Raw genomic sequence first — 18526 nt, forward strand, 5'->3', positions numbered from 1 at the left:
AAACATTGCTACGCTGCGCATAACCTTAACAAATCAGTCAACTTATAACTAAGAAGGCACAGTTGTGCCCACCACTACGTTGAATATCTATTATTTCCACTAAATAGGCTGAAACTCGCCCTCTGCTCAGACCTCAGTCAAAAACCATTTGCACGCTGAAAATCAATAGTGAATCTTTGAGGTAGACTCAAAATCTTATTATGGGTGGCTTGGTAAAACCTATAATGAGGTTGAAACCTTATTATGGGTGGCTTGGTAAAACCTAGGTGGCTTGGTAAAACCTATAATGAGGTTGAAACCTATCTTGAGCATTTGGTATTAAAAAACAATGTCGCACCACATACTCAAGCCACAGCGTTAAATGCTTTGGCGTTTTTATATAAACATATTGTCAAAAGCGAACTGTCTTTAAATCTAAATTTTGCACGCTCAAAGCGACAAGCTAAATTACCTGTGGTCATGACAAAAGATGAAGTAAAGCTATTGATGACAAAATTAACCAAGAGATACTATTTAATTGCTGGCTTAATGTATGGCAGTGGATTGCGGGTTATGGAGACTGTTCAACTACGAGTACAAGATATTGATTTTGATTATAAATGTATTCGTGTATGGAATGGCAAAGGCAACAAACACCGAATTGTAACCTTGGCCAGTGAATTAATTCCTGCACTTAGAAATCAAATAGTACAAGTGGATGAGTATTTACAACTAGATATCAAGAATGACCAGTTTTCTGGAGTCTGGATGCCTCATGCTTTAGCAAAAAAATATCCTTCAGCAAATAAAACACTGGCGTGGCAGTATATATTTCCATCATACAAATTAAACACCGACCCCGAAACAGGTGAAATTAGACGACATCATTTTCATCATACCTGTATTAGAAAAGCGGTGAAGGCTGCAGTTAAAGCTGCGGGACTTACCAAGCAAATCACACCTCATACTTTTAGGCACTCTTTCGCCACTCATCTATTACAAAGTGGAGCAGACATTAGAACCGTGCAGACTCAACTTGGACATTCAGATGTACAAACGACTCAAATTTATACACATGTGTTACAGCAAGGCGCAAATGGTGTCATTAGTCCTTTTAGTCAATTATGAATCTGAACCCAAACTATTTTTCTCGCTATTCACGTCTTGCTATATTCTGGCTGGACTAATGGCAACAATTAACGAATTAACGGTACATCCATGTTTATCAATTGCAAAGCAATCAAAAACGCTTAGTCGGCAACGATGATGCTCTTGACTTACCCTCGACTCAAAGCTCGCCAATAATTGATTCCATTTTGTGGGTCAATCGCCATGGACAGGCGATTGAGCGGTGCGCCGTATCTCTAATTGATATAAACACTTCAAAGTTAGTCAATCACACGTCCATGATGATCCGCATCCAAACCTGACGTTCTTGTCAGGTTGTTCAACTGGGCGAAGCTGTGCTTCTAAAGAATCCAGTCTCCCCAAGAACAAGTTATTTTTTGCGGTTAAGAACTTTATTAGCGAGCGGCATTTTTTGCTTACTTTTTGCTGCTGTAGGCAAAAAGTAAGTCGTACAGCAAAGATACTGTGTGAAAAAAGGCTGCGACCGCCAAGGATGGCTGAAGGTAGAATAACGCAGGAGCAGTTATCGAGATGGCAGTAAGCGTCAGCGCATGCTCTAAATTGCAGTTGGGCTATTTAGCCCCCCAACCTTTCGATTAACCCCACACACCAAAGCCTTAACCGCAGCCAACATAATATTACTATCCTTAGCCACCCCAAAACTCGCCGAGTGCCCCCCTACTTTTAACTCTAAATAACATACGGCAGAAACACCAGATCCACTGCCAATAGAATGCTCATGGTAATCAACGACCTCTACAGGTTGGTTAACTAATTTACGAATAGCATTCGCAGCCGCATCAATTGGCCCATTCCCTGTCCCGCTAACCGTTTGCTTTTCACCTTGGTAATTTATCTCTATCTCAATACTTTGTTGGCCATCCGCTAAGGTAGATATCTGGCTGCTGATAAATTCAATAGGTGCATTTTGCTCAAAATACTCTTGCTCAAACAATTCAACAATGGCATTTGCTTGCGACTCTTTACCGGTTTTATCATTCATTGTCTGCACAATACGGCTAAATTCAATTTGTAACTTACGTGGCAACTGCAATCCTGCAGCCCTATCCAATAAAAAGCTCACGCCCCCTTTACCTGATTGGCTGTTAACCCTAACAACCGCATCATAACTGCGACCTAAATCAGTAGGATCAATGGGCAAATAAGGTACGTTCCAAAGGGAGTCTGGTTGTTGAACCGCTAAGCCCTTTTTAATGGCATCTTGGTGTGAACCAGAAAAAGCCGTAAAAACCAATTCACCTGCATAAGGATGACGGGGATGCACTGGTAATTGATTGCACTCTTCCACTAACTTACGGGTTTGGTCAATATTCGAAAAATCTAACCCAGGGTGTATGCCTTGGGTGTACATGTTCATCGCTAAGGTGACTAGGTCCACATTCCCGGTTCGCTCTCCGTTTCCAAATAAACACCCTTCTACTCGGTCCGCACCCGCCATAAGGGCTAACTCAGCGGCGGCCACTGCCGTTCCTCTATCATTGTGCGGGTGCACACTTAATACAATATGCTGGCGCTGCTTAAGATGGGTGTGCATCCATTCAATTTGATCGGCGTAGGTGTTTGGGGTGTTCATTTCAACCGTAGCGGGTAAATTGATAATGATCTTGTTGTCTGCGCTGGGTTGCCAAACTTCGACCACTGCATCGCATACCTCTTTAGCAAACCTTATTTCGGTACTCGAAAACACTTCAGGTGAATACTGATAGGTCCAATTGACTTCGGGTGCAGTGGCCGTTAGTTGTTTCACCCATTGCGTGCCTTGGGTGGCGATTTTTTTAACACCGGCCTTATCGGTTTTATAGACTATTTCTCGAAACGCTGGGGCCACAGGGTTGTACATATGTAGTATGGCTTGTTTCGCACCTCGTAAACTCTCAACCGTTTTTTCAATTAGGTCAAAACGAGCCTGTACTAACACTTCGATTGTCACGTCTTCTGGTATATGATTTTCTTCGATCAATAAGCGTACAAAATTAAAATCAATTTCTGACGCCGAAGGAAATCCCACCTCAATCTGTTTAAAACCAATGGCGACTAGCGCTTTGAAAAACTTTAATTTGGTTTGGATCGACATAGGGTCGATTAACGCCTGATTGCCATCCCGTAAATCGGTACTCATCCAAATGGGTGGCGCGCTAATAGTGTTATTTGGCCACTGTCTTTTTTTCAATTTAATACTTTGAAATGCCTGATATTTAGTATGTGGATTAGCGATCATTTTTTGGGTCCGAATATCGATTAATATGTCAGTCAAAAGAATAGCGAATTACCGCTCGAATAAGATTGCTAAAAACAGCTTAAAAGCAGAATATAAACAATTATATTGCTGTAAAATTAAATTAATTAACAGTAATTGCTTTAAAGTGAGAAATCTATGCAACTTGATAAATACGATCGAATGATCCTAGACATTATTCAACAACAAGGACGTATATCGAATCAGGAACTGGCCGAAGCGATAAATCTATCCCCTTCTCCATGTCTACGTAGAGTACGCCAATTAGAAGAGTCAGGAATGATTGCGGGGTATGTCGCACTGGTAGATGCCAGAAAGCTTGGATTAACCTTGGTATCATTTATTCAAATAAGTATGGATAAACACACCCCCGAACGTTTTAGTCATTTTGAAAAACAAATAGCGACATTTCCCGAAGTATTAGAATGTCACTTAGTTACGGGACAGTCAGCGGACTATTTGCTCAAGGTGATAATTAAGGATATGGACGATTTTCAGCGATTTTTATTAAACAAACTGACACCTATTGAAGGGGTAACAGGGGTGCATTCCTCTTTTGTATTAAAATCACCAGTGAATTCTACCGCTTTGCCTTTAAACTAGCATCACTTGGAACCACATCGACACGGAAATGATTTAACCAAGCTTGACCCGTACCACTCATGATTTCTGTCCCTAGCTGAATGTCAGCAATGTATAGGTCGGAACTAATAAACTTCTGTTCTATGGCATAGAGTAACAATGCCGCGGCATCATATTTAATTTGCAGTAATGGTTGCCTAGTGCGAAATGCCAAATAAACCCAGTTATTTTTATTTTCACCCGATGTGTCGTGCCAATTGGGCTCTAACCAAATTTCCCATGCAATTCCATTTAGTGTTATCAGTCCTACATTATCGCCAGCTGGATTAGCATAGAAGTCATCACTGGCATAACTCCAAATCATGATTTCTGCAGCAATAGTGGTTTTATCCACATTCATTTGAATAGTTTCAGAATCAGTCAACCACATAGTAGTAGCAAGGTTTAGTTCACCATCAGTCAAAATCTCTAAACTGTAATCAATCTCTAAACTTTGTAACTGACTAATGGGAATTGGGTAACCAGGATTAGCTTGGTGATGTTGTAACCACGGGCTATTACCTAATGTGATTTGTGGCTGAGCAAACACTTTATCGCCATTTTTTGGCCATTGCCAATACCAACCGAACTGGGTGTTGGCATCATGTGTTCGCATGGCTAAACACTGCGTCCAATCAAATCCAACGGCTGCTTTGGCATTCCAAATATTATTTTGTAGATCACCAAATGGCGTAGCGTGACTGTCATAATCTTCGCAGGTGAAAGCAAGAATAGCTTTGTTTTGTTCAATTTCTGCTAGCTTTTGTTTTTCAGTTACTCCATCACTGCAACTAAGCAATGCAAGCAACAGAGTCATCGCTATCAATAGGTTGATGTTTTTCCACATAGCATCCCTTTATACGAAAATGTCTACTCAACGTCAGAATACATTAAAGAACAACTAGATGGAAAGATCGGCGAAATCGGGGAAAAGAAAGAAGACTACGAAAAATAGCGAACAGCATTAGAAAACTAGATAAACGCCAAGCCAATATGTAATACACATAAAGCAAACACTCCAGCCAACACGTCATCAATCATAATACCAAAGCCACCATGGACATGTTTGTCTAGGTAACTAATTGGCCAAGGTTTCAAAATATCAAAAAAACGAAATAACACAAACCCGGCTACTAAAGTTTGCCAACTTAACGGCACAGCGATCATGGTGATTAGCATGCCTGCCACTTCATCCCATACAATAGACGAGTCGTCATGGACTTTCATGTCATCAGCGGTTTTTCCGCAAATCCATATTCCTGCCACACTAACCAATAGAGTGACACCTAGATAGATAGAAAAACTGGCGTAATGAGATAACAAAACAACTAATGGCAACGCTGCCAAGGTTCCGAATGTGCCTGGCATTTTTGCCGCTAGTCCACTACCAAACCCTAATGCCAAAAAATGCACTGGATTAAACAGGCTAACTCGACTTCGTATTTGCTTATCCACTATTTGCCTATTTACTATAGTATTTACCCTGTATGAGGGTAATTAGAAGTGTTGATAACCTTTAACGTTAAATTCGTAAGGTTTATCTGCTTGGCGAAACTCTAATTTGCCCACCGAGCCATTTAACTGGCCGATATAAGTAGCATGTACATTGGCATTCGCCAAGGTTGTTTCTAAATGACCTTTTTGTTCTTCACTTACCGTAAACAACAATTCGTAGTCATCCCCTGCGCTTAAGGCATAATCAATTGCTTGTTGACTACTTACCGATTCTTTTAATGCTTGTGACATGGGCAACTTATCGATATGTACAGTTGCACCACAACCCGATGCCTTGAGAATATGTGAAATATCAGATACCAAACCATCAGAGACATCGATACAAGCACTAGCAACGCGCCTAAGGCAAGTTCCGGCCATTAATCTTGGGGTTGGATAATTCAATCGATTGAGTAAGTAGTCGGTATTGAGTTGGTCTTCTAATACATATTTTTTTTGCGCAATATCGAGTCCTAAACCTGCATCCCCTAATGTACCAGTAACATAAATAGAATCACCAGGTTGTGCTTGGCTTCTGGTCAAAGCTTGATCAAATGGAACAAAACCTTGTGCAGTGATTGTAATTGCTAAGGGCCCTTGAACCGTATCACCACCAATTAGCTGAACCGAGTAATATTCTGCATGCTCTTGTAACCCATTCGAGAATGCTTCTAACCAAGCCTCATCCACTGCGGGTAAACTTAGCGACAAGCTTATCCAAGCTGGCTCGGCGCCCATGGCAGCTAAATCACTTAAATTAACCGCCACTGCTTTTTGTGCGATTGCATGGGGAGAGGTTTCAGGTAAAAAATGCACGCCACTTAACAAAGTATCAGTAGTCGTTACCAGTGCTTGGCCCTGAGGGATATGTGTAACTGCACCGTCATCCCCGATGCCCACTATCACGTCTTTACGTTGAATACTTTTTGCTTTGAAAAAGTGATCAATAACATTAAATTCTTTCATTGTAATTAATTTAAGTTATGTCAGATGAAGAGAAAAGTTGCCTAAACCTTATTGCAAAGGTCAAGACAACTCATCTTTACGCAGAGTTTTAATGGCTTTATCGAGCACACCATTGACAAATTTATGACTTTCTTCAGCTCCAAAAGATTTAGCTAATTCAATGGCTTCATTGATCACAACTTTATAAGGAACGTCAATTCTGCCAACAAGTTCGTAAGTCGAAATTCTTAAAATGGCTTTTTCAATCGGATCAAGTTCCTCTGGCAGACGACCAAGATAAGGTTTGATTTTTCTATCTAACTCAGCACAGTCTTTTACCACATTTCGCAACAGCTCTAAAAAGTACTCTGTATCGACTTTTTGCATATTGTTGTTGGTAACTATACTCAACTCGATTTGCTCAACCTGATTGTTACTCATCTGCCAAGAATAAACCGCTTGTACAGCAAGTTCTCTGGCTAGGTGACGGGCTTTAGGTTTCACCTATTTAGCCCCTTCAATGTTGGCTAAAACATTAACCATTTCCAATGCACCTACCGCAGCTTCAGCACCTTTATTTCCTGCCTTGGTACCAGAACGCTCAATCGCTTGTTCAATGCTATCCGTAGTGATGACACCGAATGAAACAGGAATGCCATATTCTAACGAAACCTGTGCTAAACCTTTATTACATTCGCCGGCTACAAATTCAAAGTGTGGAGTACCACCTCTGATTACCGCGCCCAATGCAATGATGGCATCATATTTGTTTTGTTCAGCAAGTTTTTTGGCTGCTATTGGTAGCTCATAGGCACCCGGTACACGAACCAAAGTAATATCTTGGTCGTTTACTTCGCCTTGCCTTTCAAGAGCATCAAGCGCACCGTCCACTAAACTTTCAACAACAAAACTGTTGAAACGAGAAACCACTAGGGCAAATTTTTTGCCTGTTGCGCGAATGTTACCTTCAATAATATTCATGTAAAAACCTTACTGGAAAAATCGGCGCGCAGTTTAGCACATCCTTACAGGGAAATATTGTGATTTTTATACTTAGATTTCCACATACTCAACCACTTCTAATCCATACCCAGACAAGGCATGGTACTTTTTAGGTTTGCTCAACAAGCGCATTTTTTTAACACCTAAGCTAGCCAATATTTGACTACCTACTCCTACTGTTCTTGATGAACCCGACCATGCGGCGTTTGCAGGTTTTTCGCCTTTATCTTCAGCCTCAAATTGTTTGACTTGAGTTAATAAGTCCTCGTCTTTACCAAGCAACACTAATACACCGCCATTATCAGCAATATATTTAATTGCATCTGGTAATCCCATACTTCGAGAAATGGCCCGCTGGGAACCCAACAAGTCGCTAAAACTGTTAAGTAAATGTACTCGAACTAACGCCGGTATCTCGCCGTCGATTTCTCCTTTGCACATCGCAAAATGTACTTGGTTATCAATGACATCCTTAAATGTCACTAAATCAAACTCGCCGTACTCAGTGGGTAGTTTACATTTCGCCACTTGTTGAATAGTTGTTTCGTTTAAGTTTCGATATTCGATTAAATCAGCAATAGTACCAATTTTCATATTATGCTTGGCAGCAAATACTTCTAATTCGGGACGTCTAGCCATGCTACCGTCTTCGTTTAGAACTTCAACGATGACAGATGCCGGTTCGCACCCAGCCAATCTTGCCAAATCGATCCCCGCTTCAGTATGCCCTGCGCGGTTTAACACACCGCCTTCTTTACCGATTAATGGAAAAATATGTCCAGGCTGAACTATATCTTTAGCCTGCGCATCTTTAGATACTGCTGCTAATACAGTTTTGGCTCTATCTCCCGCCGATATTCCCGTGGTGACGCCTTGTGCAGCCTCAATCGACACAGTAAAATTTGTTGAAAACTGTGCGCTATTATCATCTACCATCAAAGGTAAATTAAGGGCTTTACAGCGCTCAGCTGTCATCGGCAAGCACACTAAACCTCGGGCATGAGTCACCATAAAATTAATGGCCTCAGGGGTAACATGTTCCGCGGCCATAATAATATCGCCTTCGTTTTCCCTGTCTTCATCATCCATTAAGATAACCATTTTACCTTGTCGGATATCTTCGATTATCTCTTCACTACTATTTAATGGCATATTCTATTGTCTTCTCTTTGATTTAATTGATGGCGAGGTAAGTCACCACTTAAGCAACGCTCAATCAGGGTTGCTTATTTTACTTCAAATAACCGTTTTCTGCTAAAAACGCCATACTAATATCTTTTTTAGCGGTATCGTTACCAGACACGGCGGCCTTGTCTCCCAACATTAACCTTTCTATATATCTAGCGATTACATCAACTTCTAAATTAACCTTGGTACCGACTACATATTGACCAATAATAGTTTCTTGCAAGCTATGTGGGATCAGCGTCAATAAAAACTTCGCTCCATCTACTTGGTTTACAGTTAGGCTCACTCCATCAACGGTAATTGAGCCTTTTTCTGCTAAATATTTCGCCAATTCATCAGGGGCTTTCACCCAAATTTCCACGTAACGCCCAACAGTGGTAATAGACAACACCTCTCCCAAACCGTCAACGTGACCACTGACTATATGCCCACCTAAACGACTATTGGCTTGCATCGCCTTTTCAAGATTGACTTGACTGCCTGCTTTATAACTAGCAAACCCAGTACGTTTTATAGTCTCGTGAGACACATCGGCACTGAAGCCATTGTTCGACATGGCCACTACTGTTAAGCACACCCCGTTATTGGCAATGCTATCGCCCAAAGACACATCACTCATGTCCAGTTTGTCGGTTTTAATAGACAACCTTATGTCGTCACCAGAGGGCACTAATCCCTCAATAAGTCCCACATCTTCTATAATTCCGGTAAACATATTCTCTCGATAAATTAATTGGCTTCATTGATGTGTTCGTTCGCAAACACAGCAGTCATTTTGAGGTCGTTACCTACTTGCCTGATATCTTTCCAACATAGATCAGTCACGTCTTGCATTGTCTCAATCGGCACAGTATCAAACAGGTTTTGCCCAGCGCTCCCTATTAATTTGGGCGCTTGGTACAAAATCAATTCATCTATCAATTTATTTTGCAGCAAAGCCCCTGCTAGTTTCGCTCCTGCCTCCACCCAAATTTGATTTAATTGCATTTCACCTAGTTTATCCATGACTTTTTCTAGGTCTAACTTGTTGCCCTTAAACGGTGCTTGCCACTGACTCACGTGTTTTTCAAACTGGTGTTCACTGCGCCGACCATTAATAAGTAAAACCTTGCCGGCAACGTTATTTTCTGTGGATTGCAAACACTTTAAAGAAGAGGGTAATTGATTACGCCCATCTAACAACACCCTCAAAGGTTGGCGCAAGTCTTGTTGCGCTAACTTGTCTTTACTTAGGTTAAGCTCAGCATATCTAACGTTCAGCATAGGGTTATCGGCGATTACTGTACCTGAACCCGATAAAATAGCGCAGCTTTTCGCACGATGTCGCTGTACGTCCTGCCTCGCCTGAGATCCGGTAATCCATTGACTCTGGCCATTCTCCAAGGCGGTTTTACCATCCAAACTAGCCGCTAATTTGACGGTAACCCAAGGTCTACCTGTACGCATTCTTTTGATAAAGCCGCGGTTTAGTTGTTCAGCATCAGTCTGCAATAACCCTTGCTGCGTTTTAATCCCAGCCTGCTGTAATTTTCGCAGCCCGTTGCCAGAGACCAGTGGATTGGGGTCAACCATTGCTGCGACTACCCTAGAGACACCGGCTGCAATTAATGAATCTGCACAAGGTGGCGTTCTACCAAAATGGCTGCAAGGCTCAAGCGTAACATATGCAGTCGCCCCCTTGGCAGCCTCACCTGCCTGTTTTAAAGCATGAATTTCAGCATGCGGGGTGCCTGCCTTTTTGTGCCAACCTTCACCGAAAACGACGCCTTGGTCGTCACTGATGACACAGCCCACATTCGGATTGGGAGCAGTAGTATATTGTCCGAACTTCGCTAACTGAATTGCGCGAGCCATCATTAAAAAATCGTTATTAGAGAATTGAGTCACGTGTTTCCAATAAAAAAAGGTGATAAGTTAAAACGATCATTTGCGTGGACGTTAGTTGCCTAAACGTGCAATTTCTTCACCAAATTCACGTATATCTTCAAAGGAACGATACACAGATGCAAACCGTACGTAGGCGACTTTATCTAATTCTTTCAACGCATCCATAATCAAGTTACCCAAGAATTCGCTGCTGATTTCTCGCTCGCCAGTAGCACGTAACGAAGACTTTAACCGACTAATACACTGTTCTACCTGCTCGGTACTCACGGGACGCTTTTCCAAAGCGCGTTGCAAACCGGCTCTTAATTTATCTTCGTTAAAAGGTTCACGAGAGCCATCGCGTTTAACGACTCTAGGCATCACCAGCTCTGCCATTTCAAAAGTAGTAAAGCGTTCCTTACAAACTGTACACTCTCTTCTGCGTCTCACCTGACTGCCATCAGCCACCAGACGCGAATCTATTACTTTAGTTTCTTGCACAGAACAAAACGGACAAAACATAGGGATTTCTAACTAGCGATAATGAATAACGCTAAATTAACAAAATTCGGCTGCCAGTCATACTGTATGCAATAAAATAAGCAATAAAAAAGCCGACTTGCGTCGGCTTATTTAAATCGTTATTGCCTTATTTATGCGTAAACAGGGAATTTTTCACACAATGTAATGACTTCACTCTTCACTCTTTCAATCACAGAGTCGTCATTAATATTATCTAACACATCACAAATCCAATTTGCCACCTGTTTGGCTTGCTCTTCTTTAAAACCGCGGCGTGTAATTGCTGGCGAACCAAGACGTAATCCACTGGTGACAAAAGGAGAGCGAGGGTCGTTGGGTACAGAGTTTTTATTTACTGTGATATTAGCGTTGCCTAGAGCCGCATCAGCATCTTTTCCTGTGTATTCCTTACCAATGAGATCGAGTAAAAACAAGTGGTTTTCGGTGCCACCTGAAACCACTTTATGACCGCGCTCTTGGATCACTGCAACCATGGCCTTGGCATTTTTGACCACTTGTTGTTGATAGACTTTAAACTCAGGCTCTAAGGCTTCTTTAAACGCCACCGCTTTTGCCGCTATCACATGGCATAACGGGCCACCTTGATTACCAGGAAAAACCGAACTGTTAAGTTTCTTATAAATTGTTTCGTCGCCGCAAGCAGACAAAATCAAACCACCGCGAGGACCCGCTAAGGTTTTGTGAGTAGTTGTAGTGACAACATGCGCATGTGGAATCGGGCTAGGATAAACACCAGCCGCGATTAGGCCAGCTACGTGAGCCATATCAACAAGTAAATAAGCGCCCACTTTATCGGCTATTTCACGAAATTTTTGCCAATCAACGATCCCAGAATAAGCAGAGAAACCACCAATAATCATTTTAGGTTTGTGTTCAAGTGCTAACGCTTCTACTTCGGCCATATCGATTTCACCGGTTTCAGCATTCAAACCATATTGAACTGCGTTATAGGTTTTACCTGAAAAGTTGACGTGAGAGCCGTGCGTTAAATGACCACCATGGGCTAAGCTCATCCCTAATACGGTATCCCCAGCATCTAATAACGCCATAAATACTGCTGAGTTAGCCTGCGAACCTGCATGAGGTTGAACGTTAGCATAATCACAACCAAACAATTGTTTGGCACGTTCAATTGCTAAATCTTCAGCGATATCAACATATTCACAGCCGCCGTAATAACGTTTGTGCGGATAACCTTCTGCGTATTTATTAGTGAGTTGTGAGCCTTGTGCTTCTAAAACACGTGGACTGCAATAATTTTCAGAGGCAATCAGTTCAATGTGATGCTCCTGACGTTGGTTTTCATTTTGAATTGCTTCATACAATTCCGGATCAAAATCAGCAATATTCATATCACGTGTTAGCATCACTTTTCCTCAACATCAGCAGTAAATAAAAATGGGGTATATATCTATACCCTCTAAAGAAGCAGCGCATAGTTTAGTTATTTTAAACTGTTTGTATAGTGGTAATCCGGCATGAGAAACAACCAAAAGTTGTAACGGATATTGCACACCCAGATATCAAACCTTACAACGCTTCTATCTGTTGCGGAAATTGCACACCTAGTTGTTTACGAATATCATCCATAACCCTCAATACACCGACACTATCAGCGTGTGACATCACGTCACTGCAAAACAATCCTTTTTGGATACTGTCCATGCTAGCCTCAATCTGATACTCGAAACCATTTACTGAATGCGGTATATCAATGGTTTGCAGCAACTGGTTATCTTTAAAAATTTCGGCTTTATCTGTATCCCAAAAACAGCTAGGTAAATTCACGTAACCTTCTGAACCCACTATCCTCATGGTGTTACTTGATTGTGCCAACATAGAACAGGTAAATTGTGCAAAACGACCAGATGGATAGCGCATATTTGCAAACACATGGCCATCTACTTGTTGCTCAGTTAATTGCCCCATTGCGGTCACGTTGTCTGGGTGTTCTTGAAGCAAAAACTGACTGACGGTAATACTGTAAACACCTAAATCCAGTAACGCACCACCCGCTAGTTCAGCCTTGATCATGCGAGCTTTATCTCGTCTTTGAAAAGCAAAACCAATTTCCGACTGAATATATTGCACTTCACCTATTATTCCCTCATCAAGCAATTGTCTAAGTTGCAACAAACAGGGCATGAAACGGCTCCATAGTGCTTCCTGCAATAATAGTTTTTTGCTTTGTGCTAATTCCACCAAAACCTTCATCTGTTGTGCATTCACAGTACAGGGTTTTTCAACTAATACGTGTTTCCCCGCTTCTAGACACATTTTGGCCTGTTGGTAGTGAAAGTTATGGGGAGTAGCAATATAGATAATGTCTATTTCTGGATCGGCTAACATTTGCCCATAATCCGAGTAAGTTTTTTGAATGTTATAAGTATCTGCAAATTCCGAAGCACGCTCTACCGAACGACTCGCTACAGCTAAAATCTTACCCTTTTTAGATCCCGCGATTGCTTTTGCAAAGGTGTTGGCAATATTTCCAGGTCCGATGACTCCCCAATTAAAGCGCTGCATGTTACTCCTTGATTACGAATTAGTAGGCAAAATATTACTTAAGTCGATTACAATTACCATCAATTATTAATAAAAAACGAAAGTTATAAAACAATACCTTTTATCCTACCCTTGCACTGAATTACACTAGTACCAAATTAACTTACATAAGACTGTTATGGCTCAATACGTTTACAGCATGCTTCGTGTCGGTAAAGTGGTTCCTCCCGGCAAACATATCTTAAAAAATATTTCTCTCAGCTTTTTCCCTGGCGCCAAAATCGGTGTTTTAGGTTTGAATGGTTCAGGTAAATCTACCTTACTCAGGATCATGGCCGGACTAGATACAGAAATCGAAGGTGAGGCTATTCCTCAAACAGGATTAAAAATAGGTTACCTACCCCAAGAGCCTCAACTCGATGAAACTAAAGACGTAAGAGGCAATATTGAAGAAGCCGTAGCTGATGTAGTTCACGCGCTTAAACGTATCGAAGAAGTGTATGCCGCCTACGCTGAAGAAAACGCTGATTTCGACGCCTTAGCGAAAGAACAAGGTGAATTAGAAGCCATCATTCAAAGCAAAGACGGGCACAATCTTGACAATGCGTTGGAGCGTGCAGCCGATGCTTTGCGTCTACCACCTTGGGATGCTGATGTAAGCAAACTTTCTGGGGGCGAACGTCGCCGAGTTGCACTGTGCAAATTGTTGCTTGAAAAACCTGAGATGTTACTACTAGACGAACCAACTAACCACTTGGACGCAGAATCAGTGGCATGGTTGGAACGCTTTTTACATGATTATGAAGGCACTGTGGTGGCGATTACCCACGATAGGTACTTCCTAGATAATGTAGCTGGTTGGATATTAGAACTTGACCGCGGCCAGGGTATTCCTTGGGAAGGTAACTATTCATCTTGGTTAGAGCAAAAAGACGCAAGGCTTGAGCAAGAAGAAAAAACCGAAAGCGCTAGACAAAAATCCATAAAGACTGAACTCGAATGGGTGCGTTCGAACGCCAAAGGTCGCCAATCTAAGAGCAAGGCGCGCATGGCTAGGTTTGAAGAACTCAACACCGGTGATTATCAAAAACGTAATGAAACCAATGAGTTGTTTATCCCACCGGGTGAACGTTTGGGCGATAAAGTCATTGAAGTAACAGGCCTTAAAAAATCATATGGTGACCGAGTATTAATTGACGATCTCAGCTTCAAAATTCCTAAAGGTGCGATTGTGGGCATAATTGGTCCTAACGGTGCGGGCAAATCGACTCTGTTTAAAATGCTCAGTGGTGACGAACAAGCTGACGCAGGTCAAATTGATTTAGGTGAATCAGTTCACTTAGCCAGCGTTGACCAGTTTCGCGATCACATGAACGACGACAATACCGTTTACAAAGAAATATCAGATGACTCGGATATTATTCGCATCGGAAACTTTGAACTAAATAGCCGTGCTTATTGCGGACGTTTTAACTTTAAAGGTTCGGACCAACAGAAATTCATGAAAAACTTGTCTGGTGGTGAGCGAAACCGAGTGCATTTAGCAAAATTACTCAAAGCCGGTGGCAATGTACTATTGTTAGATGAACCCACCAATGACCTAGATGTTGAAACCTTAAGAGCGCTAGAAAACGCCATTATGGAATTTCCAGGTTGTGCCATGATTATTTCACATGATAGATGGTTTTTAGACAGAGTCGCCACACACATCATGGACTACAGGGACGAAGGCAACATTAATTTCTACGAAGGTAACTACACCGAATATGCCGCGTGGTTAAAAGCGACATACGGAACAGACGTAGTTGAACCTCACAGATTGAAGTATAAAAAAATCAGTAAGTAATAATGAATTGGGCGCGCTTAGCGCCCTTTTTGATTACTCACTATTAACTCTGAAGAATGATTCTTAATTGCCAATTGTAATGCTTTGAGAATACTTGGCTCAATATTGATGTTCGCAGCCAAGTACCCTGTAATGTCTAATTCGGGAATCGCGACTACGTGTGTCGCAGCAGAAGTATTTTGTTCATATTGCACTAACATGCCTGCAATTAATTCCGGAGACTCTACAATAAAGTCCACCTTCTTATTTAACAACAGTTTCCAAGAACAACCTATGTCAGAGCATATGATGAGTTGTTTGCCTTCTTCTAGACCGCTATCAAGTGCCCACTTATGCGCCACATCATTTCGTTGTACGGCTAACGTAAAATTTGACACCTCATCAAGCGCTATATTTTGAAGGTCATGTCTTTCCCTCAAAGCCACTAGTCCAAACTTATAGTGAACCACCGGTAATAACCAATGAAACAACTCCATGCGCTCATCAGTTTTTGCAATCGAATAAATCAATGTATTAGGTTCAGATAGGGCTTTTTGATAGGCTCTTGCCCACGGATACATGTTGATTGTCGCGGAAAGTCCCGATTTAGATAACAGCGTTCTGACTAGCTTAGTCGCAGTGCCTGATACTTCATCATTTAATTGGGTTTGGTATGGCGGTGACAATTCAGTCACTACCTGCAATTGACTAGCGCTTGCCACGCAGTTTCCACCGAGTACTAAAACCGCTAGAAAAAATGTTCGCGTAAAGAAAAAATATAGTTTGAGAAACATCGATGGTGAAATGTATGATTTTTATTTGTAAGCATGATAAAGAATTCCCAGAAACTTTACCAATTAAGCCTTATTTTAATTTGAACTAATTTAATTGCACCTGCGCTGCAATTAATGTTTCAAAATCGACTTTATAACGCCTCGAAAGACGAACTTTCGTTCCCGATTGCATCACGATTTCCCCATCGCCACTCGATAAAGGTTCAATAAAATGTACCCAATTAAGATTAACCGCTGATGATTTGTGTACACGGACCAATCCATAATTACGACTTTTAAGCATAAACTCAGTCATAGTGATGCGCATAGGATATATTTGGTTATCAATGTGTAGATTGACATAGTTACCACAAGCTTCAACCCATTCGATGTTTTTAGTTTTTATTAAAAATTCTTTGCCCAGCTTTTTGACTAATAAAATGTTGGCTAGAGACTCTGTAGTCGAAACGTTATCCTCAATGCCTGAGTTGTTAGAAATAGGTTGGGCATCACCTAACCACTGTGCAATCAAGTATCGATAAATGGCGATTATTGCCACTAAAAAACAAAAACTCCATATATCCTTACGTAATTCGTACAGAAATTCAAAAAGTAGTTGTTGCATACCATTTGAAAACTGGTAGTCACTTTCGGTAAATAAATATACAAACTCTCGCATCGTAACCATCAGCGCGATATGTAACATCCCATAGAGAATAGCGGCCAATAAATACCCCGCTATGCTGGTTTTTATTGTCAGCCAATTCCAAGGTTTGTTGCGCATAAACCACGCGATTAATGGAAACAACAGTAGCGTTGCAAACGCACTTGAAAATTCCCAGACGAAAGGCTCCCATAATTGAAATGACCTGTTTACTTCCCTTGCTTCTTCCATTAACACTGTGGTCGTATTAATAGTTGCGTTTATGCTGAAATAACAAAGCAGCGCTAATACTTCGAACGCGAATTTGTGTTTTTGAAAGTACTCTTTAGAAAGTTGCATCCCAATCCAAAACCTTTGGTCCCATATTTCCACCACTAATCACTTATTGATTCATTTCAATAAGTTAGCCATTTAAAAGTTCAGCGTTTGTGACAGTCTTCGATTTACATATAGCTCATTCTAAACATACGAAGTTAATAAAACCATGAATAAAACTACTGCTTTGAACACTCAACGATTACATTGTTTGGATTGGCTGCGGGTAATAGCAATTGGCGTATTATTGTTGTATCACACAGGAATGGTTTATGTGCCCGACTGGGGGTATCACTATAAAAATCCATTAGGGAACGACTTTTTAAAATCTCTCATGTTATTGACTTCACCTTGGCGAATGGGGCTTTTATGGTTGGTTTCAGGGATTGCGCTAGCGCATATGTGTAGCAGAGCCAACATTTTAACACTCCTAGTAAAACGTACTAATCAGATTTTACTGCCACTGTTGATTGGCATATTTTTTATTGTTCCGCTGCAATTATTTGCGCAAATGAAACAAGCGGGCGATATGCCATTAAACTTTATTGGTTTTGTGTATGCTTTTTTTATTCAACCACAACAGTATTTTGTCAACTACTCGGCGGGGATATGGCCTCGATTTGATGTGAACCACCTGTGGTTTTTACGCTCTCTATGGCGCTTTAGTATGATACTCATTTTGGCGTCCCCTATTATCAAATTAACAAACACAATTAAGCTAATGGATTGGCTATCCTCAAAACTGGTGTGCTTGTTACTACTGTTTTTGATACCCATTTTGATGATTGAATGGCTGCTAGAGGGAGAATTAGTGCGAGAATGTTATGGGTTTGTGTTGTTGCTTTTGGGCTTTGTATTAGGGACGCAACTTTCTTTTTGGCAAACGTTAACACGGCACATTAGCTTACTCAGCATTTTATGTTTAGTCGCTATTTTCGCACTGCAAATAGGGTTCATAGTAATTTGGAAAACGGGCTTACATCAAACCAATGAATGGTTGTCTTTGCTGATTAATTTCATATACATCTTAAACAAAATTTTGCCATTGTTTGCCATACTGGCCCTGTCCTATCGGTATCTAAACAAACCAAATAAAACGATTACTCAACTGAATCCATTTGTCTTTCCACTCTATATATTACACCAAAGTGTCATCATAATGGTTGCTTATATGGCTTCAAATAGTCATCTAGTTTTACTGAAATCACCCGAATATCAACTTTGGCTAAATTTAGTTTTGACGCCATTGCTGTGTATGATTTTACTTCTATTAATCTCGAAGTTTAACGGTTTGCGAATGTGTTTTGGAATGCGCTTCAAAAACAATGTAGACCCCTATAGAAGTTGGCGGCTCAGCCTAATGGTATTAATGATTTGTGCGCCCATGATTTATAGACTGGTATAATGTAAACAGCAGCACT

Annotated in this window: 18 protein-coding genes; 4 read left to right on the top strand and 14 right to left on the bottom strand. The window is 41.1% G+C overall.

Going from position 1 to position 18526, the window contains the following annotated elements:
- The first annotated feature begins 243 nt into the window (after positions 1-243).
- Entirely contained in the window at positions 244-1107 is an 864-nt protein-coding gene (locus ABJK37_RS04600) for an integron integrase (RefSeq protein ID WP_348350601.1), read from the top strand.
- A 556-nt stretch (positions 1108-1663) separates the two neighbouring features.
- Here ABJK37_RS04600 and leuA read toward each other — a convergent pair.
- Positions 1664-3346 (bottom strand): 2-isopropylmalate synthase, encoded by a 1683-nt coding sequence (leuA, locus tag ABJK37_RS04605; RefSeq protein ID WP_348350603.1) that lies wholly within the window; start codon positions 3344-3346, stop codon positions 1664-1666.
- A gap of 156 nt (positions 3347-3502) precedes the next feature.
- On the opposite strand from leuA, the gene ABJK37_RS04610 reads away from it, so the two are divergent.
- Complete coding sequence (locus ABJK37_RS04610; RefSeq protein WP_348350605.1) at positions 3503-3967, top strand: Lrp/AsnC family transcriptional regulator; 465 nt, start codon at positions 3503-3505, stop codon at positions 3965-3967.
- On the opposite strand, the gene ABJK37_RS04615 is transcribed toward ABJK37_RS04610, so the two are convergent.
- The 11 genes from ABJK37_RS04615 to ABJK37_RS04665 all read right to left on the bottom strand — a co-directional run bounded on the left by ABJK37_RS04615 (position 3945) and on the right by ABJK37_RS04665 (position 13549).
- Positions 3945-4832, bottom strand: coding sequence for a glycoside hydrolase family 12 (locus ABJK37_RS04615; protein WP_348350607.1), 888 nt, complete (start codon positions 4830-4832; stop codon positions 3945-3947). The genes ABJK37_RS04610 and ABJK37_RS04615 overlap by 23 nt on opposite strands.
- A gap of 125 nt (positions 4833-4957) precedes the next feature.
- Positions 4958-5440, bottom strand: a complete 483-nt coding sequence (locus ABJK37_RS04620) for a phosphatidylglycerophosphatase A (RefSeq protein ID WP_348350609.1) — start codon at positions 5438-5440, stop codon at positions 4958-4960.
- A gap of 42 nt (positions 5441-5482) precedes the next feature.
- The gene (gene thiL / locus ABJK37_RS04625) at positions 5483-6445 is read right to left on the bottom strand and encodes a thiamine-phosphate kinase (protein ID WP_348350611.1); all 963 of its coding nucleotides are present in this window, start codon (positions 6443-6445) and stop codon (positions 5483-5485) included.
- A 60-nt stretch (positions 6446-6505) separates the two neighbouring features.
- On the bottom strand, positions 6506-6928 hold the full coding sequence (gene nusB / locus ABJK37_RS04630) for a transcription antitermination factor NusB (RefSeq protein ID WP_348350613.1): 423 nt from the start codon (positions 6926-6928) through the stop codon (positions 6506-6508).
- Entirely contained in the window at positions 6929-7405 is a 477-nt protein-coding gene (gene ribE / locus ABJK37_RS04635; RefSeq protein ID WP_215929069.1) for a 6,7-dimethyl-8-ribityllumazine synthase, read from the bottom strand.
- 72 nt (positions 7406-7477) lie between these two features.
- Positions 7478-8578 carry a bifunctional 3,4-dihydroxy-2-butanone-4-phosphate synthase/GTP cyclohydrolase II gene (gene ribBA / locus ABJK37_RS04640; protein WP_348350616.1) on the bottom strand — a complete coding sequence of 367 codons (1101 nt, stop codon included), beginning with the start codon at positions 8576-8578 and terminating at the stop codon, positions 7478-7480.
- A gap of 79 nt (positions 8579-8657) precedes the next feature.
- The gene (locus tag ABJK37_RS04645; protein ID WP_348350618.1) at positions 8658-9329 is read right to left on the bottom strand and encodes a riboflavin synthase; all 672 of its coding nucleotides are present in this window, start codon (positions 9327-9329) and stop codon (positions 8658-8660) included.
- 14 nt (positions 9330-9343) lie between these two features.
- A complete protein-coding gene (gene ribD / locus ABJK37_RS04650) occupies positions 9344-10501 on the bottom strand; it encodes a bifunctional diaminohydroxyphosphoribosylaminopyrimidine deaminase/5-amino-6-(5-phosphoribosylamino)uracil reductase RibD (protein ID WP_348350620.1) in 1158 nt (385 codons plus the stop codon).
- A 51-nt stretch (positions 10502-10552) separates the two neighbouring features.
- Positions 10553-11002, bottom strand: coding sequence for a transcriptional regulator NrdR (gene nrdR / locus ABJK37_RS04655; protein ID WP_348350622.1), 450 nt, complete (start codon positions 11000-11002; stop codon positions 10553-10555).
- A 131-nt stretch (positions 11003-11133) separates the two neighbouring features.
- The gene (gene glyA, locus ABJK37_RS04660; RefSeq protein WP_348350624.1) at positions 11134-12390 is read right to left on the bottom strand and encodes a serine hydroxymethyltransferase; all 1257 of its coding nucleotides are present in this window, start codon (positions 12388-12390) and stop codon (positions 11134-11136) included.
- Positions 12391-12553: 163 nt separating this feature from the next.
- Positions 12554-13549: a Gfo/Idh/MocA family oxidoreductase gene (locus ABJK37_RS04665; RefSeq protein ID WP_348350626.1), complete on the bottom strand. Its 996-nt coding sequence runs from the start codon at positions 13547-13549 to the stop codon at positions 12554-12556.
- A gap of 157 nt (positions 13550-13706) precedes the next feature.
- On the opposite strand from ABJK37_RS04665, the gene ettA reads away from it, so the two are divergent.
- Positions 13707-15374 carry an energy-dependent translational throttle protein EttA gene (gene ettA / locus ABJK37_RS04670; protein WP_348350628.1) on the top strand — a complete coding sequence of 556 codons (1668 nt, stop codon included), beginning with the start codon at positions 13707-13709 and terminating at the stop codon, positions 15372-15374.
- A 17-nt stretch (positions 15375-15391) separates the two neighbouring features.
- Here ettA and ABJK37_RS04675 read toward each other — a convergent pair whose 3' ends face one another.
- Both ABJK37_RS04675 and ABJK37_RS04680 read right to left on the bottom strand, forming a co-directional pair.
- Positions 15392-16075: a transporter substrate-binding domain-containing protein gene (locus tag ABJK37_RS04675; protein ID WP_348350630.1), complete on the bottom strand. Its 684-nt coding sequence runs from the start codon at positions 16073-16075 to the stop codon at positions 15392-15394.
- Positions 16076-16232: 157 nt separating this feature from the next.
- Positions 16233-17129, bottom strand: a complete 897-nt coding sequence (locus ABJK37_RS04680) for a LytTR family DNA-binding domain-containing protein (protein WP_348350632.1) — start codon at positions 17127-17129, stop codon at positions 16233-16235.
- Positions 17130-17274: 145 nt separating this feature from the next.
- On the opposite strand from ABJK37_RS04680, the gene ABJK37_RS04685 reads away from it, so the two are divergent.
- Positions 17275-18510, top strand: a complete 1236-nt coding sequence (locus tag ABJK37_RS04685; RefSeq protein ID WP_348350634.1) for an acyltransferase family protein — start codon at positions 17275-17277, stop codon at positions 18508-18510.
- The last annotated feature ends 16 nt before the right edge of the window (positions 18511-18526 follow it).

The sequence above is a fragment of the Paraglaciecola sp. genome (assembly GCF_039964565.1).
In the GTDB taxonomy this organism is placed as follows: domain Bacteria; phylum Pseudomonadota; class Gammaproteobacteria; order Enterobacterales; family Alteromonadaceae; genus Paraglaciecola.

Excerpts from the sequence above, each read along its gene's own strand:
- ettA (WP_348350628.1), top strand. The coding sequence starts at position 13,707 with ATGGCTCAATACGTTTACAGCATGCTTCGTGTCGGTAAAGTGGTTCCT.
- ABJK37_RS04615 (WP_348350607.1), bottom strand. The coding sequence starts at position 4,832 with ATGTGGAAAAACATCAACCTATTGATAGCGATGACTCTGTTGCTTGCA.
- ABJK37_RS04610 (WP_348350605.1), top strand. The coding sequence starts at position 3,503 with ATGCAACTTGATAAATACGATCGAATGATCCTAGACATTATTCAACAA.
- glyA (WP_348350624.1), bottom strand. The coding sequence starts at position 12,390 with ATGCTAACACGTGATATGAATATTGCTGATTTTGATCCGGAATTGTAT.
- ABJK37_RS04680 (WP_348350632.1), bottom strand. The coding sequence starts at position 17,129 with ATGCAACTTTCTAAAGAGTACTTTCAAAAACACAAATTCGCGTTCGAA.
- ribBA (WP_348350616.1), bottom strand. The coding sequence starts at position 8,578 with ATGCCATTAAATAGTAGTGAAGAGATAATCGAAGATATCCGACAAGGT.
- ABJK37_RS04600 (WP_348350601.1), top strand. The coding sequence starts at position 244 with ATGGGTGGCTTGGTAAAACCTAGGTGGCTTGGTAAAACCTATAATGAG.
- thiL (WP_348350611.1), bottom strand. The coding sequence starts at position 6,445 with ATGAAAGAATTTAATGTTATTGATCACTTTTTCAAAGCAAAAAGTATT.
- ABJK37_RS04665 (WP_348350626.1), bottom strand. The coding sequence starts at position 13,549 with ATGCAGCGCTTTAATTGGGGAGTCATCGGACCTGGAAATATTGCCAAC.
- ABJK37_RS04645 (WP_348350618.1), bottom strand. The coding sequence starts at position 9,329 with ATGTTTACCGGAATTATAGAAGATGTGGGACTTATTGAGGGATTAGTG.
- nrdR (WP_348350622.1), bottom strand. The coding sequence starts at position 11,002 with ATGTTTTGTCCGTTTTGTTCTGTGCAAGAAACTAAAGTAATAGATTCG.
- ABJK37_RS04685 (WP_348350634.1), top strand. The coding sequence starts at position 17,275 with ATGAATAAAACTACTGCTTTGAACACTCAACGATTACATTGTTTGGAT.
- leuA (WP_348350603.1), bottom strand. The coding sequence starts at position 3,346 with ATGATCGCTAATCCACATACTAAATATCAGGCATTTCAAAGTATTAAA.
- ribE (WP_215929069.1), bottom strand. The coding sequence starts at position 7,405 with ATGAATATTATTGAAGGTAACATTCGCGCAACAGGCAAAAAATTTGCC.